The sequence below is a fragment of the Skermanella stibiiresistens SB22 genome (genome assembly GCF_000576635.1).
Lineage (GTDB): Bacteria > Pseudomonadota > Alphaproteobacteria > Azospirillales > Azospirillaceae > Skermanella > Skermanella stibiiresistens.
Map to the genome: position 1 here is coordinate 1 of NZ_AVFL01000012.1, position 24,358 is coordinate 24,358.

The 24,358-nt window shown below is 66.4% G+C and carries 24 protein-coding genes; 15 read left to right on the forward strand and 9 right to left on the reverse strand.

Translation table 11 applies throughout. The annotated features are described in order from the left end of the window. Both N825_RS16825 and N825_RS16830 read left to right on the forward strand, forming a co-directional pair. Positions 1–595, forward strand: a 595-nt coding sequence (locus tag N825_RS16825) for an FAD binding domain-containing protein (RefSeq protein WP_037454347.1), incomplete at its 5' end; no start/stop codon positions are given. A gap of 118 nt (positions 596–713) precedes the next feature. Further along, entirely contained in the window at positions 714–1,091 is a 378-nt protein-coding gene (locus N825_RS16830) for a c-type cytochrome (protein WP_037454350.1), read from the forward strand. 7 nt (positions 1,092–1,098) lie between these two features. On the opposite strand, the gene N825_RS36595 is transcribed toward N825_RS16830, so the two are convergent. Beyond that, positions 1,099–1,716 (reverse strand): GNAT family N-acetyltransferase, encoded by a 618-nt coding sequence (locus N825_RS36595; RefSeq protein ID WP_051512484.1) that lies wholly within the window; start codon positions 1,714–1,716, stop codon positions 1,099–1,101. 280 nt (positions 1,717–1,996) lie between these two features. On the opposite strand from N825_RS36595, the gene N825_RS16840 reads away from it, so the two are divergent. The 3 genes from N825_RS16840 (at position 1,997) to N825_RS16850 (ending at position 5,188) form a co-directional block, all read left to right on the forward strand. After that, on the forward strand, positions 1,997–2,320 hold the full coding sequence (locus N825_RS16840) for a hypothetical protein (protein WP_037454352.1): 324 nt from the start codon (positions 1,997–1,999) through the stop codon (positions 2,318–2,320). Between the two features lie 142 nt (positions 2,321–2,462). Beyond that, the gene (locus N825_RS16845) at positions 2,463–3,467 is read left to right on the forward strand and encodes an ABC transporter substrate-binding protein (protein ID WP_037454356.1); all 1,005 of its coding nucleotides are present in this window, start codon (positions 2,463–2,465) and stop codon (positions 3,465–3,467) included. Next, entirely contained in the window at positions 3,467–5,188 is a 1,722-nt protein-coding gene (locus N825_RS16850) for an ABC transporter permease (protein WP_084164809.1), read from the forward strand. Before N825_RS16845 ends, N825_RS16850 begins: the two co-directional genes overlap by 1 nt. Before the next feature lie 13 nt (positions 5,189–5,201). Here N825_RS16850 and N825_RS16855 read toward each other — a convergent pair whose 3' ends face one another. The 4 genes from N825_RS16855 to N825_RS38945 form a co-directional block, all read right to left on the reverse strand. Next, a complete protein-coding gene (locus N825_RS16855; protein WP_037454359.1) occupies positions 5,202–6,269 on the reverse strand; it encodes an ABC transporter ATP-binding protein in 1,068 nt (355 codons plus the stop codon). Positions 6,270–6,408: 139 nt separating this feature from the next. Continuing rightward, on the reverse strand, positions 6,409–6,651 hold the full coding sequence (locus N825_RS16860; RefSeq protein ID WP_157619307.1) for a hypothetical protein: 243 nt from the start codon (positions 6,649–6,651) through the stop codon (positions 6,409–6,411). 271 nt (positions 6,652–6,922) lie between these two features. Further along, positions 6,923–8,011 (reverse strand): ABC transporter ATP-binding protein, encoded by a 1,089-nt coding sequence (locus N825_RS16865; RefSeq protein ID WP_037454711.1) that lies wholly within the window; start codon positions 8,009–8,011, stop codon positions 6,923–6,925. A gap of 675 nt (positions 8,012–8,686) precedes the next feature. Then, positions 8,687–9,055 (reverse strand): hypothetical protein, encoded by a 369-nt coding sequence (locus N825_RS38945; RefSeq protein ID WP_157619309.1) that lies wholly within the window; start codon positions 9,053–9,055, stop codon positions 8,687–8,689. A 37-nt stretch (positions 9,056–9,092) separates the two neighbouring features. On the opposite strand from N825_RS38945, the gene N825_RS16875 reads away from it, so the two are divergent. Next, positions 9,093–9,752: a terminase small subunit gene (locus tag N825_RS16875; RefSeq protein ID WP_037454366.1), complete on the forward strand. Its 660-nt coding sequence runs from the start codon at positions 9,093–9,095 to the stop codon at positions 9,750–9,752. Here the strand turns inward: N825_RS16875 and N825_RS16880 are convergent. Together N825_RS16880 and N825_RS16885 are read right to left on the reverse strand one after the other, a co-directional pair. Next, positions 9,749–10,744 carry a pseudouridine-5'-phosphate glycosidase gene (locus tag N825_RS16880; protein ID WP_037454369.1) on the reverse strand — a complete coding sequence of 332 codons (996 nt, stop codon included), beginning with the start codon at positions 10,742–10,744 and terminating at the stop codon, positions 9,749–9,751. The two genes, N825_RS16875 and N825_RS16880, sit on opposite strands and share 4 nt — an antisense overlap. A 9-nt stretch (positions 10,745–10,753) precedes the next feature. Beyond that, positions 10,754–11,692: a carbohydrate kinase family protein gene (locus tag N825_RS16885; RefSeq protein WP_198038368.1), complete on the reverse strand. Its 939-nt coding sequence runs from the start codon at positions 11,690–11,692 to the stop codon at positions 10,754–10,756. Positions 11,693–11,883: 191 nt separating this feature from the next. Between N825_RS16885 and N825_RS16890 the strand changes: the two genes are divergently transcribed. Both N825_RS16890 and N825_RS16895 read left to right on the forward strand, forming a co-directional pair. Further along, positions 11,884–13,002 (forward strand): ligase-associated DNA damage response exonuclease, encoded by a 1,119-nt coding sequence (locus N825_RS16890; protein ID WP_084164811.1) that lies wholly within the window; start codon positions 11,884–11,886, stop codon positions 13,000–13,002. After that, complete coding sequence (locus N825_RS16895; protein ID WP_037454371.1) at positions 12,999–14,567, forward strand: cisplatin damage response ATP-dependent DNA ligase; 1,569 nt, start codon at positions 12,999–13,001, stop codon at positions 14,565–14,567. The genes N825_RS16890 and N825_RS16895 overlap by 4 nt, the downstream gene beginning before the upstream one ends. A gap of 95 nt (positions 14,568–14,662) precedes the next feature. On the opposite strand, the gene N825_RS16900 is transcribed toward N825_RS16895, so the two are convergent. After that, positions 14,663–15,163 (reverse strand): YciE/YciF ferroxidase family protein, encoded by a 501-nt coding sequence (locus tag N825_RS16900; protein WP_037454375.1) that lies wholly within the window; start codon positions 15,161–15,163, stop codon positions 14,663–14,665. Between the two features lie 412 nt (positions 15,164–15,575). Between N825_RS16900 and N825_RS16905 the strand changes: the two genes are divergently transcribed. The 3 genes from N825_RS16905 to N825_RS16915 all read left to right on the forward strand — a co-directional run bounded on the left by N825_RS16905 (position 15,576) and on the right by N825_RS16915 (position 18,211). Continuing rightward, positions 15,576–16,421, forward strand: a complete 846-nt coding sequence (locus N825_RS16905; RefSeq protein WP_245613145.1) for a transglutaminase-like domain-containing protein — start codon at positions 15,576–15,578, stop codon at positions 16,419–16,421. Positions 16,422–16,540: 119 nt separating this feature from the next. Next, positions 16,541–17,893, forward strand: a complete 1,353-nt coding sequence (locus N825_RS16910; protein ID WP_037454377.1) for a dihydrolipoyl dehydrogenase family protein — start codon at positions 16,541–16,543, stop codon at positions 17,891–17,893. An 84-nt stretch (positions 17,894–17,977) separates the two neighbouring features. Beyond that, a complete protein-coding gene (locus N825_RS16915; RefSeq protein WP_157619311.1) occupies positions 17,978–18,211 on the forward strand; it encodes a hypothetical protein in 234 nt (77 codons plus the stop codon). Positions 18,212–18,215: 4 nt separating this feature from the next. Here N825_RS16915 and N825_RS16920 read toward each other — a convergent pair whose 3' ends face one another. Further along, positions 18,216–19,529, reverse strand: a complete 1,314-nt coding sequence (locus tag N825_RS16920; RefSeq protein WP_037454383.1) for a hemolysin family protein — start codon at positions 19,527–19,529, stop codon at positions 18,216–18,218. A gap of 142 nt (positions 19,530–19,671) precedes the next feature. Between N825_RS16920 and N825_RS16925 the strand changes: the two genes are divergently transcribed. From N825_RS16925 to galU, 4 genes are all read left to right on the forward strand, one after another. Then, complete coding sequence (locus tag N825_RS16925) at positions 19,672–21,726, forward strand: molybdopterin-containing oxidoreductase family protein (RefSeq protein ID WP_037454386.1); 2,055 nt, start codon at positions 19,672–19,674, stop codon at positions 21,724–21,726. 125 nt (positions 21,727–21,851) lie between these two features. Next, complete coding sequence (locus N825_RS16930) at positions 21,852–22,568, forward strand: vWA domain-containing protein (protein WP_051512486.1); 717 nt, start codon at positions 21,852–21,854, stop codon at positions 22,566–22,568. Between the two features lie 13 nt (positions 22,569–22,581). Continuing rightward, positions 22,582–23,304 carry a DnaJ domain-containing protein gene (locus N825_RS41015; protein ID WP_037454388.1) on the forward strand — a complete coding sequence of 241 codons (723 nt, stop codon included), beginning with the start codon at positions 22,582–22,584 and terminating at the stop codon, positions 23,302–23,304. A 112-nt stretch (positions 23,305–23,416) separates the two neighbouring features. Then, complete coding sequence (gene galU, locus N825_RS16940; protein ID WP_037454391.1) at positions 23,417–24,286, forward strand: UTP--glucose-1-phosphate uridylyltransferase GalU; 870 nt, start codon at positions 23,417–23,419, stop codon at positions 24,284–24,286. Positions 24,287–24,358 lie beyond the last annotated feature (72 nt).

Consider the following 24,358-nt stretch of genomic DNA (forward strand, 5'->3'; position numbering starts at 1 on the left):
GGTGATCGGCGCCACGACGCCGCACGCCGAGGTGGCGGCCAGCGCGGTGGTCAAGCGGGTGATCCCGACGCTCGCCAAGCTGGCCGAGGGCATCGGCGACGCGCAGGTGCGGAACCGCGGCACCATCGGCGGCTCGATCTGCAACAACGATCCCTCCGCCGACTACCCGGCGGCGCTGGTCGGCTTGGGCGCTACCGTCCACACCACGACGCGGACGATCCCGGCCGAGGACTTCTTCACCGGCATGTTCGAGACGGCGCTGGAGCCCAACGAGATCGTCACGGCCGTGGCCTTCCCGAAGCCGGGCAAGGCCGCCTATGTCAAGTTCCCGAACCCCGCCAGCCGCTACGCCACGGTCGGCGTGCTGGTGGCGGAGGTCGGCGGTGGCGTCCGCGTCGCGGTGACGGGCGCCGCTCCCAGCGTCTACCGCTGGGCCGAGGCCGAACAGGCGCTGGCCGGCGGCCTGAACCCGGCGGCGCTGGATGGCCTGAACGTCGATGCCGACGGCCTCAACGCCGACATCCACGCCAGTGCCGAGTACCGGGCAAGCTTGGTCAAGGTCATGGCCAAGCGAGCGGTGGCGGCCTGCGCCTAAGTCCTACCTTCGGGCCTGCGGCTGATTGGCCCCTCGGATTTGTAAAACATTCGTGTAGATTGCCGGCGCTCACTAGGGCGCCGGCCGAAGCTGGTCCCAATCCACGAGGAATCACGGAATGAAGAAGCAAGTACTGTTCGGCCTGGTGGCCGGCATCGCCCTGATGGCGGGTGTTTCCGCCGCGTCGGCCCAAGACGCCGGCGAGGGCGAGAAGGTCTTCAGGCAGTGCAAGGCCTGCCACAGCCTCGATGCCGGCAAGAAGGGCGTTGGTCCCAGCCTGCACGGCCTGATCGGCCGCCAGTCGGGTACCGTGGAAGGATTCGCCTATTCGCCGGCGATGAAGGCCGCCAACATCACCTGGACGCCCGAGAACCTCAGCAAGTATCTGGCTGACCCCAAGGGCTTCGTCGCAGGCAACAAGATGGCCTTCGCCGGCGTCAAGAAAGAGGATGATCTCAAGAATCTGGTGGCCTATCTGGGCGAAGCCGCCAAGTAACGCCGTCTCAAGGCCCGAGCGCCCTGTCCCGTTGGACGAAGGCGCTCGGGTCTCCGCCTCTCCGAAGTGACGGGGCCGCGGCATTCCACTCCCGCGCCAGCAGGCCGAACACGAGTTCGTCGCGAAACCCGTTCCCGATCGGGAAGCTCTCTCGCATCCGTCCTTCCTGGCTGAACCCCAGCTTGCCGGCGACGCGCCGCGACGCCGTGTTGTCAGGGTCGATGTGCAGGGTGATCCTGTGCAGGCCGACATCGTTGAAGCCAAACGCCACCGCCGCGCCCACCGCCTCGGTCGCGTATCCCCGGCCGTGGTGCTCCTTGGATAGGATGAAACCCATCCGGGCGGTTCCGCCGACGATGGCGTTCAGGGAGATGCCACCGATCGTCCGGCTTCGCTCGGCCCCCTCCAGCCGCGTTCTGATCGCCCATTGAAGGGAACTCGACGCTTCCGCGCCGGTGATGACGTGATCGAACAGCGCCCTGGTCACCGTCACGCTGGCGTGACGATCCCCAAAGAATCGCATGGTTTCGCGGTCCGCGAAGGTGGGGAACAGATCGTCGGCGTCAGCCACCCTCAGGGCCCGCAGGATCAGGCGGTGGGTCGTCAGCGTCGATGGATCTGGCATGTCCGTCCCGGGTTCTACCGCTGGCGCGTCCCGCCAGCGTGGTTAACGACACACTTATCACCTCCCCGCCAAATCACCGGTGCCTTATCCCGCCACTGTCTCGTCGGGAGGACCGGAAGGCGGCCATGGCCTGCCGTGCAAACGCACCGCGAGGCTGGATCGCCCCATATCACAAAAATGTCCCAGGTCGGACCGGGGCCTCTTAGCATTGGCTTTAACCATAACTGGCAAAATAAGGACGTTCTTCCAGCCCCGCTATTTCCCCCGCGAGACCGGCATCATGGCACCCGACACCTACACGCTCGAACCCGAAACCGAGGACCACTCGATCCACCGCGACCGGTTGGGCGAACTGCGCGATCGTCTCGACCGGATCCAGACCGAGAGCGATCGGATCGCCCGGGGATTCGTCCGCCTGCATGGTTTGCGGCTGTCGCTGGCCACACCGGGAGCCGATCTGGTCGAGCGCGTCGACCAGTTGATCATGAGGCATGAGGCCGACATCCTCCAGACGCACGGGCTATTGCGCGACGCGGCGGCCCTGCTGGAGGAGGCGGAGACCCTGTGGGCACGCCAAGCCATGCGGCACATCCCCAGCGCCTGATCCAAACCACCCGCGCTGGTCCCGTTGCCGCGCGGAATAGTCATCGATCCTTCATGAAAACGACGCCCAGCCGTCATGCGACTGGGCCATGTTCCCGTCTCGAACCTTCTTAAGACAAAGCGATAAAGGTTGGAGACTGGGCATGAGGAATTTCATCGGCGCCGCGGCCGGCTTGATCGGCGCTGCCGCCGTTTCGATCACCGTCGCGTTCACCGCTTCGGCGGCGCTGGCGGCGTCGGGCAAACTGGTCGTCTACACCTCGCAGCTCGAGGCCGACGCCCAGCAGACGGTGGACGAGTTCAAGAAGCTCAACCCCGGCGTCGAGGTCGAGTGGACCCGCAGCGGCACCACAGACCTGATGAACAAGCTGCGGGCCGAGTTCCAGGCTGGCTCGCCGCAACCCGACGTCCTGCTGATCGCCGACGCGGTCACGATGGAAAGCCTGAAGCGCGACGGCAGGCTGGCCAAGTTCGAGGCGGCACCGGTGGCGGCGTACCAGAAGGATTTCTACGACGCTGATCTCACCTACTTCGGTACCAAGCTGATCACGACCGGCATCGCGTACAACAAGAACGCCAAGATGAAGCCGACCTCGTGGGCCGATCTCACGAAGCCCGAGGCCAAGAACCTCGTCTCGATGCCGAGCCCGCTCTACTCCGGCGCCGCCGCGATCCACATGGCGGCCCTCAAGGAGGTTCCCGGCCTCGGCATGAAATATTATGAGGCCCTCCACGAGAACGGCGCCGTCGCGGTGCGCGGCAATGGTGGCGTGATGACGGCCGTCGCCGGCGGCGAGAAGCTCTACGGCGTGCTGATCGATTACCTGCCGATCCGCGAGGGGCTGAAGGGCTCGCCGGTCGAGTTCGTCTTCCCGACCGACGGCGTCAGCGCCGTGTCCGAGCCGGTGGCGATCCTCTCCACCGCCCGCAATCCCGAGGCGGCCCAGGCCTTTGTCAGCTATCTGCTGTCGCGTCAGGGTCAGGAGTTGGCGTCTTCCCAAGGCTTCCTGCCGGCCCATCCCGACGTGGCGCCGCCCAAGGGCTTTCCCAAGCTGACGGAGATCAAGGTGCTGCCGCTCGACAACGCCAAGGCGCTGGCGGAGGATCAGGCCAACAAGATGGCTTTCGCGGACCTGTTCGGCGGCTGATGGCGGTCCAAACCGTTCCGGAGACCACCGGCCGCTGGATGCCGCGGCCGGACGCCGTGCTTCTGGTGGCGCTTGCCTCGCTGATCGTCGTGGTCTCGGTTCTGCCGATGGCGCGCCTGATCTTCGAGGCGCTGGCCCCAAGCGGGAGCGGCCGCGTCGATGTCGTGACGCGCGTCCTGTCGTCCGCCGCCACGTGGCGAGCCGCTGGCAATAGCGTGTGGTTGAGCCTGGGCGCCACCGCGCTGGCTGTGGCGCTGGGGGGCGGCTTCGCCTTGCTGGCCGGCTTGACGGACCTGCGGGGCAAACCGGCGCTGGTGTTCTGCTTCATGCTGCCGCTGATGATCCCGCCGCAGATCACCGCGCTGTCCTGGATCCACCTGTTCGGTCCGTCCAGCGCGCTGCTGGGCACGTTGGGGCTGGCGCCGCCGCCCGGCACGCCGAACCCGCTGTACAGCCGCGGCGGGATCATCCTGCTGATGGGGATCGAGCAATCGGCCCTGGTGTTCCTGGCGCTCCGCGCCGGTCTGCGCGCCATCCCGCGCGAGTTGGTCGAGGCGGCCCAGGCGGCTGGCGCCGGACGCTGGCGGGTTCTGATGACCATCGTGCTGCCGCTGGCCGCTCCCTCGCTGATCGCGGGAACGGCCTTGGCCTTCGTCGCCTCGGTCGGCAATTTCGGCATCCCGGCCCTGCTCGGCATCCCGGCAGGCATCTCCGTGTTGCCGACGCTGATCTACCAGCGCCTCGCCGGTTTCGGGCCGGCCGTCCTGTCCGATGTGGCGGTGCTGTCGATCCTGGTCGGACTGATCGCCTTCGCCGGCGTCCTGCTCCAGGGCTGGTTATTGGGGCTACGCGACTTCCGGACCGTCGGCGCCCCGGCGCGGACCCTGGATTACCGGCTGGGCCGCTGGCGTCCCGCCGTCGAGGCGGCGTGCTGGCTGACGATCGTCATCATCGTGGTGGTGCCACTGGCCGCCCTGGTAACGACCTCGCTGGTCAGGGTCTATGGCGCGCCGCTCGACGCCGCCACCGTCACGCTGGCCAACTACGCCCATGTGCTGCTGGTCCACGACGCCACCAGCAGGGCGTTCCGCAATTCGCTGATGCTGGCGGGAACCGCCGCGGCGGTGCTGATCTGCGTGGCGGTGCCGCTCGGCTACTTCATCGTCTGGCGGCGCAACCGGATGCTTCGGGTGCTCAACCTGCTGGCCGAACTGCCCTACGCCCTGCCGGGCGTGGTGCTGGCGATCGCCACCATCCTGGTGTTCATCCGGCCGGTGCCCTTCTTGAACGTGACGGCGTATGGCACGGTCTGGATCATCCTGATCGCCTATCTGGCGCGTTTCCTGTCACTGGCCCTGCGGCCCGTGGTGGCGGGATTCCACACGCTCGATCCGGCGTTGGAGGAGGCGGCGCGGATGTGCGGCGCCGGTCTGATCCACCGACTGCGCACGGTGATCGTGCCGATGGCGGCGCCGGTCGCGGCGGCCGGTGGCATCCTGGTGTTCCTCACCTCGTTCAACGAGTTGACGGTGTCGATCCTGCTGTGGTCGTCCGGCGCCGAGACCTTGGGTGTCGTGGTCTACTCGCTGGAGGAGAGCGGCGGCACCGTCCTAGCGGCGGCCGTCTCTGTGATCGCGGTCGCGGCGATCCTCGCGATCATGCTGGGGGCGTCGCTTTTGGCCCGCCGCCTGCCGCCGGGCGTGCTGCCCTGGCAGGCGTGAATGGCCGTTGGCCTCACCGCCCCGCCGGAATGATCCAGCCGTCGCCGATCGCCAGGGTGAGCCGTTGCCCCGGCTCGGGTACCCGGCCATCGCCGACCATCAGGGGCAGCGTCACGCCCGGCATACCCTCGGGGACGAGGTCGAGCGCGGTGACACCGCCCTTGTAGGTCGCGCGCCTGACGATGGTGGGCAAGCCGTCCGCTCCGGGCGTCAGGTCCTCCGGTCGCAGGCAGGCCAGCGCGGGCCCCAACCCCGTCGTGGCGGAACAGCGCAGCCGCGCGGTGACACCGCCGATCCTCGCGACCGCACGGCCTTGGTCCAGCCGCTCCAGCACCGTCGCCTCGACGACCGCGCCCTTGCCGATGAATCCGGCCACCATCGCGGTGGCGGGTTCGGCATACAGGACGCGGGGCGGCGCCACCTGGACGATCCGTCCGCCATCCATCACCGCGATCCTGTCGGCCAGCGCCATCGCCTCGGCTTGGTCGTGCGTGATGTAGACCATGGTCGCCCGGGTCTTGGCGTGGAAGGCGGCGAATTCGTCCTCCATCGACGCGCGGAGGTGGACGTCCAGGTTCGCCAGCGGCTCATCGAGCAGCACCAGCGACGGCTCCATCACCAAGCACCTCGCCAATGCCACCCGCTGGCGCTGGCCGCCGCTCAGCTCCGCCGGACGGCGGGTGCCGAAGCCGCTCAGACCGACGAGGTCGAGCGCCGCCCCGACACGGTCGTCGTGGGCCTGACCTTTCACCCCCGCCACCGACAGCGGATAGCCGACATTGCCGGCCACGGTCATGTGGGGCCACAGCGCGTAGGATTGGAAGACGATGCCGACGCGCCGCTCCTCGGCGACGACATGCAGGCGTTTGGCGCTGTCCGACACGACGCGTCCGCCGAGCGAGATGGAGCCGCCGTCGATCCGCTCGAAGCCCGCGATCAAGCGCAGCAAGGTCGTCTTGCCGCATCCGGATGGGCCGAGCACGGCCAGGAACTCGCCATCGGCGACGCTCAGATCGACCGCGTCCACGGCGGCCGTCCGACCGAATAGTTTCGTCACTCCGTCGAGAACCAGACCCGCCACCCAGGCTCACCCTTTGCCGGTTATTGTAAGACCCGGCGGGACATAGCGCGGATGGCGGGTCGATGCCGTTAAGTTTTCGTTACATCGTTCCGATGAGTTGCCGGATCACCCTCTCTGGATAACCCTGGCCAACAGCGTCTCAGGCCCGGCCCATCGGGGTCTCGCTGAGCAATTGCTGGCTCAGCAGCATGCGCTTGAAGATCGGCTTGTGCTCCAGGCCGTCGGGAATGTCGAAGCTGTAGTCGAGCAGGTCGGCACCTTCGCTCATGTAGAGCAGCAGGTCATGCAAACGGGCGAGGGTATCGCTGTCGGCGGTAACCATCGCCTTTTCGAGCAGGCCGTGCAGCTCATGCTCGATCTTGACCTCGTGCCGCTGGCTCATAAAGCCCTCCATAGCAAAAGAACAACAACTTGGACAGTTTGGCTGAAACCCCGGCCAACCGAGCCGGCGCATCGGGTACATCCTGTATACGGACGAAGTTACTTTATGGATGCGCCGAACAGTTGGAGCAAACCTAAAGGAGGCACCCCGGCACAATATCATAGGAACCATACCCCACCCGTCCGATACGGAGAGGCGCCAAGCCCGTCATCGGGCTCCGATCCGACCGGATCGGCTCATCTCCCGGTCCGAAACCGGCGAAGCGAACCGTCTAGAGTCGGTGTCCGGACGCCGAGTCGAAGACGTGGCCGTTCGCCATCCGCGGCATCAGCATGATCGTGTCGCCCGGCCGGAAGGCGTGGCGTTCGACGAACATGGCGCACGCCTCCTGGTTCGCCATCCGGCAGAACACGACCGTGTCGTCGCCGGTCGGCTCGATCACTTGGATCGTCGCGGCGACGCCTTTCGGGAAGCCCGGCGCGGCATCTCCATTCACGAGGGTGAGGTGGCCGGGCCGGATGCCATAGGTCACGGACTGCCCATCATTGGCCCGCGTCAGCGGTTCGACCGGAAACCGGATGTCGCCGGCCACCTCGACCCACGCCGCGCGGCCATCGCGGCGGAAAGTCCCATTGAAGAAGTTCATGGATGGCGACCCGATGAAGCCGGCGACGAAGGTGTTCGCGGGGTAGTCGTAAAGCTCCAGGGGCGTGCCGATCTGCTCGACGTGACCGTCATGCATCACGACGATCCGGTCGGCCATGGTCATCGCCTCGACCTGATCGTGGGTGACATAGATCGAGGTGGTCCGCAGGCGCTGGTGCAGCGCCTTGATCTCGGTCCGCATCTGCACCCGCAGCTTGGCGTCCAGGTTGGACAGCGGCTCGTCGAACAGGAAGACCTGCGGATCGCGCACGATCGCCCGGCCCATCGCGACACGCTGGCGCTGGCCGCCGGAAAGCTGGCGCGGATACCGGTCCAGATAGGGCACCAATCCCAGGATGTCGGCGGCTTCGCGCACGCGCTTCTGGACCATGTCCGGATCCGACTTCCGGAGCTGCAGGCTGAACGCCATGTTGTTGAAGACGGTCATGTGCGGGTAGAGCGCGTAATTCTGGAACACCATCGCGATGTCCCGCTCCTTCGGCGGCACCAGGTTGACCACCGTGCCACCGATGGCGATCTCGCCGCCGGTGATCTGCTCCAGCCCCGCCACCATCCGCAGCAGCGTCGACTTACCGCAACCGCTGGGGCCGACCAGGACGACGAACTCCTCGTCCTCGATCTCGATGTCGATGCCGTGAATGACCTCATGCTGCCCATAGGCCTTGCGGACCTGGGCGATCCCGACGGATGCCATGGCGCTGTCACCTCCCTGTTCGTCCGCTCTGCCGGCGGCGCTTCTTCCCGTCAGCGTAACGGGATATCGGGAGGGCAACAAGGGCGGGGTGGGGGAGTGGATGATCGCCAAGTCAACGATCCCATCCACCCAGGTGGAGGGTGCCCCAGGCTCTTCATACGCGCGCCATGAGCACCACTGGACCCTCTTCCGTCATGCCCGAACTTGATGCATGAGCGCCAACTTAGGATGGATCGTGGTCTGACTCCGGGCGTCAATCCTCCCACACCGTCATACCCGGACTTGATCCGGGTATCTGTCCTCAGGAGATTCGCGGACGAAATTCGAACTCAAGATTGAAGTCACCACATCATCCGAAGCTGGGAGATGACCGGTTCAAGTCCGGTCATGACGAAAAAGAGCGGATAAGGTCCGCAAGGCGTGTGCGGCACCTCAAGTTCACCCACATGGGACTTGATCCGGGTACCCGTCAGCTGAAGCCAACATGGGAGAGCGAGCGTTTGGGGCGGGCGCTGTCCCTCCCGCATGGCGCGGTATCGTGGACCCCCCTCATCGCTCCGACGGTGTGAAAATCCCAGTAACCACCTTGACGCCCGGCCGCGACTTCGGACAGGTTTCCAGTAATGGATTGGAAGGCATTCGAGGATTAGCTTGGCGCGAAGGACGATTCTCGTATCATTGAGCCGGAATGTCCTCACTAATGGGTGGGTGCCAAGGTGCGCCGTTTGGGAAGGATGAATGATGCTGCATGTTTTTCAGGGTTTGATGACGAGCCTCCGGAAAAACCTGCGTGAGCAGGCCCGAGTGATGTGCGAGTTGGACAAAACCGACCACGCCTTCGACAAAAGCGTCCAGCCTTACCGGAAGACATGCCGGCGTTCCCCCAACGCCGATGGCGGTCCCATTCCATATGGCGCGCGCGACGCCGACTAGGCGATCATCGATCCCGTCCGACTTCCGTTCCGGTACATCCCGGTAAGCGCGCCAGCCAGCCCACGCGAGAAATGTTCTTGGTTTGTTGTTTAAATGGGCATAAAGTCCCATTGGACGATCCACAAACCTCGAACGAAGGCCCGCGTCGATGCCACAAGCCCCGCAACCGCAGCCCCGGAACACGCTTACGCTCACCGCCCGGCAGGAGTTGTTCTGTCAGGCCATCGCGGCCAATCTCGGTGGGGCGGAGGCGGCTCGAAGGGCGGGGTATTCTCCCAACGGCGCCAAGCAGCGCGGCGCCCACCTGATGGGCCAGCCGGCGATCCGCGTCCGCGTCGATCAACTTCGGCGCGCGCGGAGCGATCTTCACCAAGCCGATCTGGATGACGCCGCGGAGGTGGTCGAACTCATCATCTTCGAGGCCCTGGAGAAAAAGTCCCTGTCGCTGGCCCTGCGCGCGGTCGAGCTCCGGCTCAAGCTGCGTGGAGTCATCATGGACAAGCGGATCCCACACCACCACGCCGGTGCCGTCAAACACCCCGACGCCGACTACGAGGATCTCGATTTCGATCCGTCGGAGGATGACGATGTCCCGCTCGACCAGCCCCACGCCATGGCGGAGGAGGCGGAGATGGTGACCCTGGATAGTGACCTTAAGCCCAACCGCCGGCTGGCGCCTTCACCCGCTCCGGTCCCGTCCTTCCGGCCAAACCGCAAACAGCGCCGGGCGGCGCTTCACGAGAACCAGTCCAAAAAGAACCAGCCCGAGAACGGTCGGACCCGAATCCCCGTCGCCGCGCGACGCTAGTACCAGGCTCGGGTCCGGCTCAGATGCGGCTTCGGTGGCAGCGCGGTTTCGGTGCTCAGTTCCGCGTAGGCGTGGGCGATGGATGCCGCGACCGCCGCGTTGTTGCGGACCAGCGCGATGTTGGCCTCCAGGCTGGCGCCGCCCGTCAGCTCCTCGATGCGCGACAGCAGGAAGGGCGTCACGTCCTTGCCCATCACGCCGCCGGCATGGGCGTCCTCCAGGGCCTTGGCGATCGCGCCGTCGATCATCCCTTGGTCCAGAGCCGCCGATTGCGGGATTGGGTTGGCGATCACGGCGCCGCCGTCGAGCCCCAGCTGCCATTTGGCGCGGAGGATCCGGGCGACGGTCGCCGGGTCGTCGCAGCGCGACGCCAGCTTGATGCCGCTGGTCCGGGTGTAGAAGGCGGGAAGCTCATCGGTGCCATAGCCGATCACCGGCACGCCCCGCGTCTCCAGGTATTCCACCGTCTTGGGCAAGTCCAGGATCGCCTTGGCCCCGGCGCAGACCACGGCGACATTGGTCATCGCCAACTCGTCCAGGTCGGCCGAGATGTCGAAGGTGTTCTCCGCCCCGCGATGGACACCGCCGATGCCGCCGGTCGCGAACACCGGGATTTCCGCCAGCGCCGCGCAGATCATCGTCGCGGCGACCGTCGTCGCCCCATCGGCCCGCGTCGCCAGCGCCACCGGCAGGTCGCGCCGGCTGACCTTGATCACCTCGCGTGTGTCGCCCCCGGAGCCATCCCCCCGGCGGTTGGCCAGATGCTCGAGGTCGTCGTCGGTCAACCCGACGCGGATACGGCCGTCGAGCACCGCGATGGTCGCCGGTACGGCGCCCGCGTCGCGGATCGTCTGCTCGACCAGCCGTGCCGTCTCCACGTTGCGGGGATACGGCATGCCGTGCGAGATGATGGTCGATTCCAGGGCGACCACGGCTTTTCGGGCCTGGAGCGCCTCGGCGACCTCGGGATGGATGGCAAGGTAATCGTGCATGGCCGCAGTTTACGCGGTTTTCCGCAAAAGTCCCGCGCGTTCGATCACGATATCGGCGCTCAGGATCGGGTTGACCGTCTCTGCCGCCTCCACCGCCCAGGCGGCGCAGGCCAGGCCAAGCCGCATCGCGTCGTCCATCGCGTGACCGCCCAGCCGCCCGAAAATCACGCCGGCGATCAGCGCGTCTCCAGCACCGGTCACCTCGTTGACGTCCACTGGGGGCGGCAGGAAGAAATCGTAGTCGAACGGCGACGCGACGAAGGCGCCCTCCCGGCCGCGCGTGATCACCACGCTGCCGACGCCGCCGCACATCAGGCGATAACCCGCCTCGCAGACATCCAGCGGCGCGCGGATCGGAATGTGCGACAGGTACGACGCCTCGTCGCCATTGGCGAACAGCGTGTCGATGCCGCCCAGGATGCCTTGCAGCCGCGCCGCGTTGGCGACCGATACGCAATCAACATAAACGGTGCAGTCCCTCGGCTTCCGCCGCAGCAGCAGGCGGAGCGATTCCGCCGGCAGGTTGCAGTCGATGAACCAGACCGGGATGCGCTCCAGCCTCGGCAACAGCGGCTCGATGTGCTCCACCGTCAGCTCGTCATAGATCGCCATGTCGGCCAAACCCACGACCAACTCGCCGCCCCGGTCCATCAACGCGGTATAGGACGCCGTCGGCGCCGTCGTGGAGCAGGAGCAGCCATCGACGCCGATGCCGGCGTCCGTCAGCGACGCCAGCACGGCGTCACCCTCGCGGTCGGCGCCGACGCGGCTGACCAGGGTGACGGAAAGGCCGAGTCTCGCCAGGTTCTCCGCGACGTTGCGGGCGACCCCTCCCATGCCGACCCGCATGCTCACGGGGTTCGAACTGCCGGGAACGACGGGACCAGCCGCGACCGCCTTGCGATCGACATGGGCCGCTCCGATGCACGCCACCATGGGGGCAACCATCAGGGGATCGTCCCTCCAGGGATAGGCCCCGGGGTCTGCCGAGTCTCGCGGTGCGGGCGGCTCCATGGGGTAAGCATCCTCCTTCGTCGAATCCTTCCAAAGAATAGGATGCACTTAGAACGGGTGATACCGCAAGCGTCGGTTAAACGCTGGGTTTGGCTTTTTCGCGCTCTGTTGCCCATATATCTCCCATGACCTCTTCAAGCGCCCTCCCTCCCGCGTTCCCGCCCGAGTCCTGGATCAAGGTCCTGCCACAGGGACTCTATGTCGAGCCTGGGAACTTCTTCGTCGATCCCGTCCGCCCGGCGGAGCGCGCCGTCATCACCCATGGACACGCCGACCACGCGCGTCCCGGCAACATCAAGGTCCTGGCGACGCCCGACACGCTCGCCATCATGCGGGCGCGCTACGGCGATGGGGCGGGATCGTCGCTCCAGCCGCTACCCTACGGCGAGCGTCTGCGGATCGGCGAGGTCGATGTCCGCTTCGTTCCCGCCGGCCATGTGCTGGGCAGCGCCCAGGCCGTCCTGGAATACCGGGGGTGCAGGATCGTCGTCTCCGGCGATTACAAGCGGCGATCCGACCCGACCTGCGCGCCGTTCGAGCCGGTGCCCTGCGACGTCTTCGTGACCGAGGCCACCTTCGGTCTGCCGGTGTTCCGCCATCCTCCCGACGGCCGCGAGATCGCCCGGCTGCTCCACTCGGTGGAGTTGTTTCCCGAGCGCAGTCACGTGGTCGGCGCCTACGCGCTCGGCAAATGCCAGCGGGTGATCGCGCTGATCCGGCGGGCCGGCTACGACAAGCCGATCTTCCTGCACGGGGCCCACATCCCGCTTTGCAACCTCTACCGCGAACTTGGCGTCGATCTGGGCGAGTTGGTGCCTGCGACGGGGCTCAAGAAAGACGCCTTCGTCGGTGGCATCGTCATGGCGCCGCCCTCCGCCGTGGCCGACCGCTGGGCCCGCCGCCTGCCGGATCCCGTGATCTGCATGGCGTCGGGCTGGATGACGGTGCGCCAGCGCGCCCGCCAGCGCGGCGTCGAACTGCCCTTGGTCATCTCCGACCACGCCGACTGGGACGAGTTGTGCCAGACGATCGAGGATGTGGGGGCGCCCGAGCTTTGGGTCACCCATGGCCGGGAGGAGGCTTTGGTCCACCACGCCACCGGCCGGGGCATCCGCGCCCGCGCGCTGGCGCTCGTCGGGTTCGACGAGGAAGGGCAAGGCGAGTTGCCGGATGTCGAGCACCCGCCGACCCATGACGCCAATCCGGGGACGAAGCCCGGACTTGGGCAGGGAGCCCTGTTGTGAAGCGTTTCGCCGAATTGATCGATTCCCTGATATTCACCCCGTCGCGCAACGGCAAGATCCGGCTGATGGGAGACTACTTCACCCACACGCCCGATCCGGAGCGCGGCATCGCGCTGGCCGCGCTGACCGGCGGGCTGACCTTCACCGACGCCAAGCCGGCGGCGCTGCGCAATCTCGTCATGACGCGGGTCGATCCCGTGCTGTACGGCTGGTCCTATGATTTCGTCGGCGACACGGCGGAGACCATCTCGCTGATCTGGCCGCCGCGTCCGGGAGCCAACCGCGAGCCGACCCTGACCGAGGTGGTCGAGACGCTGGCCGAGACCAAGCGCGCCGACGTGCCGAAGCTGGTGGAGCGCTGGCTCGACGCGCTCGACGCCCAGGGCCGCTACGCCCTGATCAAGCTGATCACCGGTTCGCTGCGGATCGGCGTCTCGGCCCGCCTCGCCAAGACGGCTCTGGCGGAATGGGGCGGCCAGCCGGTCGATGACATCGAGGAGGTCTGGCACGGGTTGACGCCGCCCTACCTGCCGCTGTTCGCGTGGCTGGAAGGCCGGGAGGAGCGGCCCGCCGTCGGGGAGGGCGCCGGGTTCCGTCCGCTGATGCTGGCCTCTCCCCTGGAGGATGTCGACATCGCGGCGCTCGAGGCGTCGATCTACCGGGCGGAATGGAAGTGGGACGGCATCCGGGTGCAGTTGGTCGCGCGCGGCGGCGAGTGCCGGATCTACTCCCGCACCGGCGACGACATCGGCCCGGCCTTTCCCGACATTCTCGACGCGATGGAGTTCGACGCCGTGCTCGACGGCGAGTTGCTGGTGCTGCGCGATGGCGTGGTGGCGCCGTTCAACGATCTTCAGCAAAGGCTCAACCGCAAGGCCGTCACGGGCAAGATGCTGCTGGACTATCCAGCCTATGTGCGGCTTTACGACATCCTGTTCGAGGGTCCCGAGGACCTGCGGCAACTCGGCTTCGAGGAACGCCGCCAGCGGCTGGAGGCTTGGTACGCCAGGACCACGCCGCGTCGGATGGATCTGTCGCCCATGCTGCCGTTCGAGACATGGGACGAGTTGGCCGAGCTGCGGAACGGCGCCCGCGAGAACGCGATCGAAGGCCTGATGCTGAAGCGGTTCGACAGCGCCTATGTCGCCGGTCGGCCGAAAGGCCCGTGGTTCAAATGGAAGCGCGGCGCGCTGACGCTCGACACCGTGCTGATGTACGCCCAGCGCGGCCATGGCAAGCGGTCGTCGTTCTACTCCGACTACACGTTCGGCGCCTGGAAGGGCGATGACCTGGTGCCGGTCGGCAAGGCCTATTCGGGCTTCACCGACGAGGAGCTGGGGATGCTCGACCGCTGGGTCCGCAACCACACGACCAAGCGCTATGGCCCGGTGCGCGAGGTCGAACAGGGGCTGGTGCTGGAGGTGGCGTTCGATAGCGTCCATCGCTCGACCCGCCACAAGAGCGGCGTCGCGATGCGATTTCCCCGCGTCTCCCGCATTCGCTGGGACAAGCCACCGCACGAGGCGGACCGGCTGGAGACGCTGGAACGATTGATCGTGGAATGAAATGGTCACATGGATCGGGGGTGGCCAAGCTGGCCACCCCCGATCAACGAACTCAAGCCCAGCGATTCCAGGCCCGGGAATCCCAGGTGCTGGGATCAGGCGGCGGCCTTCATGGCCTTCTTGTTGATGCCGCCGACGGCCAGCTTGTTCAGGAGCTCGTCGGTCTTCTTCTCCTCCGCCAGGGTCTCACCAAGCAGTGTCGCGACCTCGTCCAGACCGCAAGCCTGCGCCAGGGCATGGACGGTGCCATAGCCGGCGATCTCGTAATGCTCGACCTTCTGCGCGGCCGCGATCAGGCCGACGTCGAGCAGTTCCGGCGAAAGGCCCATCTCCATGAGTTCCTTGGCCTCTTCGACCAAGCCTTCCATGGCGTGGCAATGCTTGCCGCGGGTCCGCGTGTCGAGCTTCTCGAACACCTGCTCCAGGCGCTCGATCTGCCCTTGCGTTTCCTCGAGATGCTGCTGGAAAGCCTGCTTCAGCTTCTCGTCGGTCGCGGCCCGCGCCATCTTCGGCAGGGCGCGGGTGAGCTGCTTCTCGGCATGGTAGATGTCGCGCAGTTCGTCGATCAAAAGGTCCTGAATATTCTTGACAGCCACGATGTGCTCCTTTGGCGGGGATTATACGTTCGAGGTACCGCGGGGCTTTTCCCGCCGCGTTCGAACACCCCCAACAGCCGGTTGACGGGACGGTTCCCGTGATGGCGATCGGATCGGCGCGCCGACGCATGGCAGATCCTCCGCCGACGATGGGCGAGTGAAAGGAGCGTCCATGAGGCTAAAAGGAACGTCAGGGTAGTATTTCACCCCTCTAGTATCTTCTGGAGAAACTGAAAACTCCCCGCGCGAAACAACAATGCAAAATTTTTAATCAGTCCAGGTGGAAAGATGGATGCACCCATTCGTCTAGCGCATTTGATCTGTCAAGACCCTGTCACAATCTAGCAGGCAACGTGTTGAAGCAGACAAGTCTCAGTTAATCGAGCGGGGAGTACTTAGCGTCGTGTCCATCATGACTTCACCTATTTGGGTAGAGAATACCGATCCCGGAATCGTCATCAAGGCCGGTTATGAGCTTTCGATCGAAGTGCCGCAGCCGACCACGGTCGTCCTGGCCCTTGGGATCCATCCCAGCCGCCAGCACACCCTGCTGAAGCGCGACTTCGTGGAATCCTACCCGCCAGCGCCCTTCGACGAGTTCATCGATGGTTTCGGCAACCGTTGCACCCGCTTCGTGCTCCAGCCCGGCGCCACAACCTTCCGCTCGATCGGCTTGGTGCGCGACGGCGGTGTGCCGAATGGCCGCCCCTATGGCGCGCGCCAGCACGAGGTCAGCGAACTGCCGCCGGAGGTCCTGCAATTCCTCTACGGCAGCCGGTACTGCGAGACGGACCTGTTGTCGCAGGCGGCCTGGGACCTGTTCGGCTGGACCCAGGGCGGCTTCGACCGGGTGCAGGCGATCTGCGACTGGGTCAACGCCAATGTCCAGTTCGGCTACCAGCACGCCCGCAATACCCGGACCGCGTTCGAGGCCTTCAACGAGCGTCGGGGCGTCTGCCGCGATTTCGCGCATCTGTCCGTCGCCTTGTGCCGCGCGATGAACATCCCGGCCCGCTTCGTCAACGGCTACCTGGGCGATATCGGGATCGCGCCGAACCCCAGCCCGATGGATTTCAACGCTTGGTTCGAGGCTTATCTGGACGGCCAATGGCACACCTTCGACGCGCGCCACAACCAGCCGCGCATCGGCAGGATCGATATCGCCAAGGGCCGGGACGCCGCCGATGTCGCGATGATTACGACCTTCGGGCCGCATCGGCTCAATAGTTTCCTTGTCTGGACCGAGCAGGTCGCCTGATATCCCTCCCCGGGTCATGATGACAAGTCGGCCCCCGATGTGTTGATGCCAGACACATCGCAAGAATGACCGATGGCGCATGAACGACTGATGGGCGCGCGGCCCAGGGGAGGACCGGTATGACCCAAAGCTTTGACATCGTCGTGGTGGGGACCGGCGTCGCCGGAACGGCCATCGCGCGGGGGTGCCGGGCGGCGGGTCTGTCGGTCGCCATCGTGGACGAGCTGCCCTATGGCGGCACCTGCCAGTTGCGCGGCTGCGATCCCAAGAAGGTGCTCCGCGCGGCGGTCGAACCGGTCTCGGGCATGGAACAGCTGGAGGAGTTGGGTATCTTCGGCGCTCCGGTCACGCCGGATTGGCGTTCCATGATGGCGTTCAAGCGCCGCTTCACGGACCCGGTCACGCCGGGCAAGGAAGCGGCCTTCGCCGAGGCCGGCATCGCCAAGTTCCATGGCACGGCCCGCTTCGCCGATCCCGACACCCTAATGGTTGGCGACACCGTCTTGAAAGGCGGCCACTTCGCGCTGGCCGCCGGCTCCAGGCCGGCCGACCTGCCGATCGACGGCGCGGAGTTGTTGCTCCACAGCGACGGCTTCATGGCGCTGGACACGTTGCCACGCCGCATCGTACTGGTCGGCGGTGGCTACATCGCGATGGAGTTCGCCCATATCGCCGTCCGCGCCGGGGCCGAGGTGACGATGCTCCAGCGTGGCGAACGGCTGCTGGACGGCTTCGATCCCGACTTGGTCGACCTGCTGGTCGAACGGACCCACGACATGCCGGTGGACATCCGCGTCGGCACCGCCGCCACCGCGATCGAGCGGGTGGGCGAGGGGTATCGCGTCCACGCCGACCAGGAGGGGCGGGCGCTGCGATTCGAATCCGATCTGGTGGTCCACGCCGCCGGGCGCGCACCCAACCTGGACGGTCTCGATCTCCAAGCCGGCGGCGTCGCCTTCGGCAAGCGCGGCATCGAGGTCGACGACCATCTCCGCAGCGTCAGCAACCCCCGTGTCTTCGCCGCCGGCGACGCCGCCGCGTCGGGCATGCCGCTGACGCCGAAGGCCAGTCACGACGCCGCCGTGGTCGTCGCCAACCTGACCCGGGGTGGTCACTCGCGGCGGGTCGACTACACCGCCATGCCAAGCGTCGTCTTCTCGCTGCCGCCGCTCGCCCGCGTCGGTCTGCTGGAGGAGGAGGCGCTTCATCAGGGGCTTGGCTTCCGGGTCAACCACGCGGTCACGGACGGCTGGTTCAGCGCCAAGCGGCTCAACGAGACCTGCTCCGGTCACAAGGTCCTGATCGAGGAGGGCACCGGCAGGATCCTGGGCGCCCATCTCGTTGGTCCCCACGCCGACGAGGTGATCAACCTTTTCGCCCTGGCGATCCGCCATGGCATCACGGCGGAAGGGCTGGCAGAGACCCCTTACTCCTATCCGACCAGCGGCTCGGACGTCGCCTCCATGGTCTAAGCCCAAATAGATAATAAAATTTGATTTAATATCGAACGGTTCTCACGGTATTGTCTCCTCGAAAGATTGGAGGAGGCTTTGGTGATGGCGTGCGAAGTCGACAACGAGATGGCCGTGGCGCAAGCCTACGCGAACGCGCGGAGCCTCCAGGCCGCCGAACCGACCGCCGTCGAACTCGCCCGCCAATGCTATGTCGACCTGTGCCCCGATACCCCGGCCGACCAAGTCGCCGCCGAGGTGGAGCGGATCATCAAGCCGGTGCGGGACTCCATCGCGGCCGGGCGCTCCTGGTGGGCGGGTAACCCGCCCAGCAAGTGACGGTTTAGATACTCGGGTCCTCTTCCGCGTCGCCGGACGCGGGCAACGCAACCAGCACCTTGTCGACCCGGCGGCCGTCCATGTCGATCACCTCGAATCGCGAGCCCTGCCACATGAAGTGCTCGCCGGCCTTCGGGACGTGGCCGAGTTCCGACATGATGAAACCGGCCAGCGTGTGGAAGTCGCGGTCGCCGCGCAAGCCGCGCAGGCCCAGCCGATGCTCGACCTCGTCGACCGGCAGCATGCCATCGACCAGCCACGAACCATCATCGCGCCGCACCGCCCCGGCGTCGTCCTCGCCTGCGTCGGGCAGCTCGCCGGCGATCGTCTCCAGGATGTCGTTCGCGGTGGCGATGCCCTCGACCGATCCATACTCGTCCACGATGATCGCCATGTGCAGGCCGGTCTGCTTGAACAGCTCCAGCACGCGCAGCACCGGCGTCCCGTCATGGATGATCAGGGGTTTGCTCACGCAGGCCTGAAGGTCGAGCGGCCGGTCGGTGAGCACGAGGTCCAGCAGGTCCTTGGAATGGACGATGCCGACGATCTCGTCCAGGTCGCCGCGGCTGACGGGGAAGCGCGAACGGCCGCTCTCCGCGATCTCTCTGCGGATCGTCTCGTTGTCGTCGCCGATGTCGAGCCAATGGACGTCCGGTCGCGGCGTCATGATCGTCCGCACGCTCCGGTCGGCCAAGCGCAGCACACCCTCGATCATCTCACGCTCGGCCGGATCGAAGACGCCGGTGCGCGCACCCTCGGCGATCATCGACTTGACCTCCTCCTCCGTCACCTCCGACTGCCGCACCTGGTCCAGGCGCAGCAACCGGAGCACCAGATTGGTCGAGACGCCGAGCAGCCAGACGAGGGGAGCGCCGATCGTGGCGATGACGCCCATCGGCCGGGCGACGAAGGACGCGATCCGCTCGGCGTTGACCAGCGCTATCCGCTTGGGCACCAATTCGCCAATGATCAACGACAGGTAGGTGATGGCTACGACCACCACGGCGAACGAGACGCCATCGGCGTAGGGAGCTATGGCCGGGATTTCGCGTAGTTCGACCGCCAGGTATTCCGCCAGGGTGGCGCCGCCATAGGCGCCGGCCAGAATGCCGATCAGGGTGATGCCGACCTGGACGGTGGACAGGAACTTACTGGGATCCTCGACCAGCCGGACCGCCGCCCGCGCGCCGCGGTTCCCCTCGTCCGCCATCTGTTGAAGTCTTGCCCGCCGGGCGGATACCACGGCCAATTCGGACATGGCGAAGAAGCCGTTCAGCACGATCAGCAGAACGACCACGATCAGTTCCCAGGCGAACATGAACTCCTCGGCTTGAAATCACGATGCCGGAGATTAGCACAGCGGGACGGCCAAAAGGTAAGGCGGATTGCCGGAACCCGGCGATGTGGCTAGATTGATCCTCCGCCATCCAGTTCCAGCAGCCTGTTCGAAAGCGCGCCCGGTGCCTGATTCGATCTTCGTCCCCTCCGTCTGCCCGCACGATTGTCCGAGCACCTGCGCCCTCGAGGTGGAGCGGCTGGCGCCCGGCCGCATTGGCAAGGTCAGGGGAGCGGCAGACAACAGCTACACCGACGGCGTGATCTGCGCCAAGGTCTCGCGCTACGCCGAGCGGGTCCACCACGCCGACCGCCTGACCGTTCCGCTCCAGCGGGTCGGCGGCAAGGGCGAGGGCCGCTGGCGCGAGATCCCGTTCGACGCCGCCCTGGACATCGTCGCCGACCAGTTCGCCCGTGTCGCCCGCGAGCATGGCCCGGAAGCCGTCTGGCCCTATTACTACGCCGGCACTATGGGCCACGTGCAGCGCGACGGCATCGAGCGGCTGCGCCACGTCATGGGCTATTCAGGCCAGAAGACCACCATCTGCACGGCGCTGGCCGACGCCGGCTGGCTCGCCGGCGCCGGCGTCAAGCGGGGAGCCGACCCGCGCGAGATGGCCAAATCCGACCTGATCGTCGTCTGGGGCGGCAATCCCGTATCGACGCAGGTCAACGTCATGACCTGGATCGCCCGCGCCCGCAAGGAGCGGGGCGCCAAGCTGGTCGTGGTCGATCCCTACCGTACCGGCACGGCGGAGCGCGCCGACCTCCATCTGGCGCCGCGTCCCGGCACCGATGGGGCGCTGGCCTGCGCCGTCATGCACGTGCTGTTCGCGGAAGGCTACGCCGACCGCGACTACATGGCACGCCACGCCGACGCGCCGGACGAGTTGGAGCGGCACTTGGCGACGCGCACGCCGGCCTGGGCCGCCGCGATCACCGGACTGGACGAACAGGCGATCACCGACTTCGCCCGGATGTACGGCGCCACCAAGCGCAGCTTCGTGCGGCTCGGCTATGGCTTCTCGCGCAGCCGCAACGGTTCGGCCCAGATGCACGCGGTCAGCTGCCTGCCCGCCGTCACCGGCGCCTGGGCGCACGAGGGTGGCGGGGCGCTGTACAGCAACTCCGCGATCTATCATCTGGACAAGACGCTGATCGAGGGGCTTGACCGCCGCGACCCGAAGACCCGCATGCTCGACATGTCCAGGATCGGACCGGTGCTGGTCGGCGAGCCCGACGCCTTGGGCCATGGCCCGCAGGTCCACGCCATGCTGATCCAGAACACCAACCCGGCGACGGTGGCGCCCGAAAGCGACAAGGTGCTGGCCGGCATGATGCGCGACGACCTGTTCGTCTGCGTCCACGAGCAGTTCATGACCGACACCGCGCGGCTGGCGGACATCGTCCTGCCGGCGACCATGATGCTGGAGCACGACGACCTCTACACGGCCGGCGGCCAGATGCATCTCCAGATCGGCGCCCGCCAGATCGATCCGCCCGGCCAGTGCCGCGAAAACCACGAGGTCATCCGCGGCCTGGCCAAGCGCCTGGGCGCCGAGCATGCCGGCTTCGACATGACCGCCTGGGAGCTGGTCGACGCGACCCTGAAGGCGTCGGGTTGGCCCGACGCCGCGACGCTGAGGGACAAGCGCTGGCACGACTGCATCGCCGGGACCGACAGCCATTTCGCCAAGGGCTTCGGCACGCCCGACGGCCGCTTCCACTTCAAGCCGGACTGGTCGCGGGTCGGGGCCAACCACGCCGACATGCCGGTCCTGCCTGATCATTTCGACGTCATCGAGGCCGCGACCGACGAGCATCCATTCCGCCTGATAGCGCCGCCGGCCCGCCAGTTCCTCAACAGCAGCTTCACCGAGACGCCGACCTCGAAGGTGCGGGAGGGGCGGCCCACCGCCCTGGTCCATCCGCGGGACTGCGAGGATTTGGGGCTGGTCAAGGACGGGCTGGTCCGCATCGGCAACCGGCGCGGCGCCGTGCTGGTCCACGTCAGGCCGTTCGACGGGCTGCAGCCCGGCGTCGTCGTTGTCGAGGGCATCTGGCCCAACGACAGTTTCATCGAGGGGCGCGGGATCAACGTCCTGACCGGGGCCGATCCGGGGCCACCCCATGGCGGTGCGGTGTTCCACGACACGGCGGTGTGGCTGCGGGCGGAGTGATCGGCCGATCACCTCCCGCCCTGATCGCCGCGGGCACCGCCCCTGGAAAGTCCAGGGTCCAGGGGCCATCTCGGAGGGAGGACGGAAAGCCCTAGGATTCCACGTGACTGGGAGATGCGGGCGCCATGGCCGACGACGACAAGACCCTGCCGACCACCTCGGCCTCGCGTTCCGAGGTCGACGCCTTCCTGCGGAAGGTCGCCGCGACGCCGAACCCCAACCGGACCGGCCGGCGTGGCCGCCTGATGTTCGCCATGGACGCGACCGCCAGCCGGCAGCCCACCTGGGACCAAGCCTGCCATATCCAGGCCGAGATGTTCCAGGCGACTTCGGCGCTGGGTGGCCTGGATGTCCAACTCGTGTTCTACCGGGGTTTCCGGCAATGCCAGGCGAGCCCCTGGGTCGGCAACGCCAACGAGTTGCTGAGGCGGATGACGTCGGTCACCTGCCTGGGTGGTCAGACCCAGATCGACCGCATCCTCGGCCACGCCCTCAAGGAAAGCCGGCGCGAGAAGGTCAACGCGGTGGTCTTCGTCGGCGATTGCATGGAGGAGGACATCGACCAGCTCTGCCACCACGCCGGTGAGCTTGGTTTGCTGGGCGTTCCCGTGTTCATGTTCCACGAGGGCGGCGAGCCGGTGGCGCGCCGGGCGTTCGAGCAGATCGCCCGGCTGAGCGGCGGCGCCTACTGTCCCTTCGACGCGTCGAGCGCCCAACAGCTCAAGGACCTGCTGAGCGCGGTCGCCGTGTTCGCCGCCGGCGGACGCGCGGCGCTCGCCGATTACAGCCGGGGCAAGGGCGAGGGTATCCGCCGGCTCTCCCATCAGATCGGCGACAGGTAGGGGCGCCGGTTCCATGCTGCCGCTTTTCGTGCTCGGGATCGCGTTGCTGGTGGGCTTCTTCCTGCTGGGCAAGGCGTTCGTCAACGCCGATCCCAAGAGTTTGGCGCAAGGTCTCAAATATTCGGGCGTCGTGATCGCCGTCGTGGTCGTCGTGTTCCTGGCGGTCACTGGGCGTCTCGCAACCGCGATGGCTGTGGGAGCCTTCGCGTTTCCCCTATTCCTGCGCTGGCGCTCCCTGTTGAACCGGATCAAGGCGGCGGCTGGGCCGAGCGAAGGCCAAAGCTCGACGGTCGAGACGGACCATCTCCGGATGCGGCTGGATCATGACAGTGGTCGGATGGGCGGGGAAGTGTTGCGCGGTCCCTTCCGAGGCCGAGAACTGGACGATTTGTCCCTGACCGAGCTTCTCGCATTGCTGGAGGAATGCCAAACCTCCGATTCGCGGTCGGCCACCATTCTGGAAGCCTACCTGGACCGCGTCCGGCCCGAGAACTGGCGGCCTGCGGGGGGCGGTCCAAACGGTCGCACGGAGGAGGGAGAGGCTTCGCGCGGCGGCGGAGGTGCCATGACCCGGAATGAAGCATATGAGGTATTAGGTCTTGAGCCGGGTGCAAGCGCTGGCGAAATAAAGGATGCTCACCGAAGGCTTATGCTGAAGATGCACCCCGATCAGGGCGGATCGACATACCTTGCCGCCAAAATCAATCAGGCCAAAGATCTGCTATTACGCTCGTAAAGCGTGGGTTGCGTTGCGGCGCACGCTTGTGGCAGAAAATTCAAGTCGTAGAAAGTGCCGCTTCGGCTTCGGGTTCTTCCCATCATTCCACGCGTAGCGAAAAGAGACACCCATGCGTAAAGCAGTGCGTAAAGCGGTTTTCCCGGTGGCGGGACTGGGCACCCGGTTCCTCCCCGCGACCAAGGCGATCCCCAAGGAGATGCTGCCGCTGGTCGATAAGCCGCTGATCCAGCACGCCGTCGAGGAGGCCCGCGCCGCCGGCATCGAGGATATCATCTTCGTGACCAGCCAGGGCAAATCGGCGATCGAAGATCATTTCGACATCAATGGCGATCTCAACAAAGTCCTGGAGACCCGAGGCAAGCTGGACGCCCTCAACGCGGTCCGGTCGACCGAGATCGGTTCCGGCAAGCTCTTCTACACCCGTCAGCAGCAGCCGCTCGGCCTGGGGCACGCCGTCTGGTGCGCCCGGAAGCTGGTCGGCGACGAGCCGTTCGCCGTCCTGCTGCCCGACGACGTCGTGCTCGCGGGGGTCCCCTGCCTGAAGCAGATGGTCGAGGCCTACGCCGATGTCGGCGGCAACATCGTGGCCGTGGTCGACGTTCCGCGCGAGCACACCAACCGGTACGGCATCCTGGATGTCGCCTCCGACGATGGCCGGCTCGCCGCCGTCAAGGGATTGGTCGAGAAGCCCAAGCCCGAGGTGGCGCCGTCCACCCTGTCGATCATCGGCCGCTACATCCTTCAGCCGGAGGTCTTCGGCCACCTCGACCGCCAGGAGAAGGGCGCCGGCAACGAGATCCAGTTGACCGACAGCATGGCCCGCCTGATCGGCGAGCAGCCGTTCCACGGCCTTCGTTTCACGGGCACCCGCTATGACTGCGGCGACCGCGTCGGCTTCCTGGAGGCCAACATCGCGTTCGCGCTCGAGCGTCCGGATATCGGCCCGCTGGTCCGCGAGGCGCTGGCGAAATTGCTCTGACGAAGTGGCCTTCCACCATCGCGATCCATTCCAGAGTGACCAAGCGGGCCGGGGAACCGGCCCGTCTTTCGA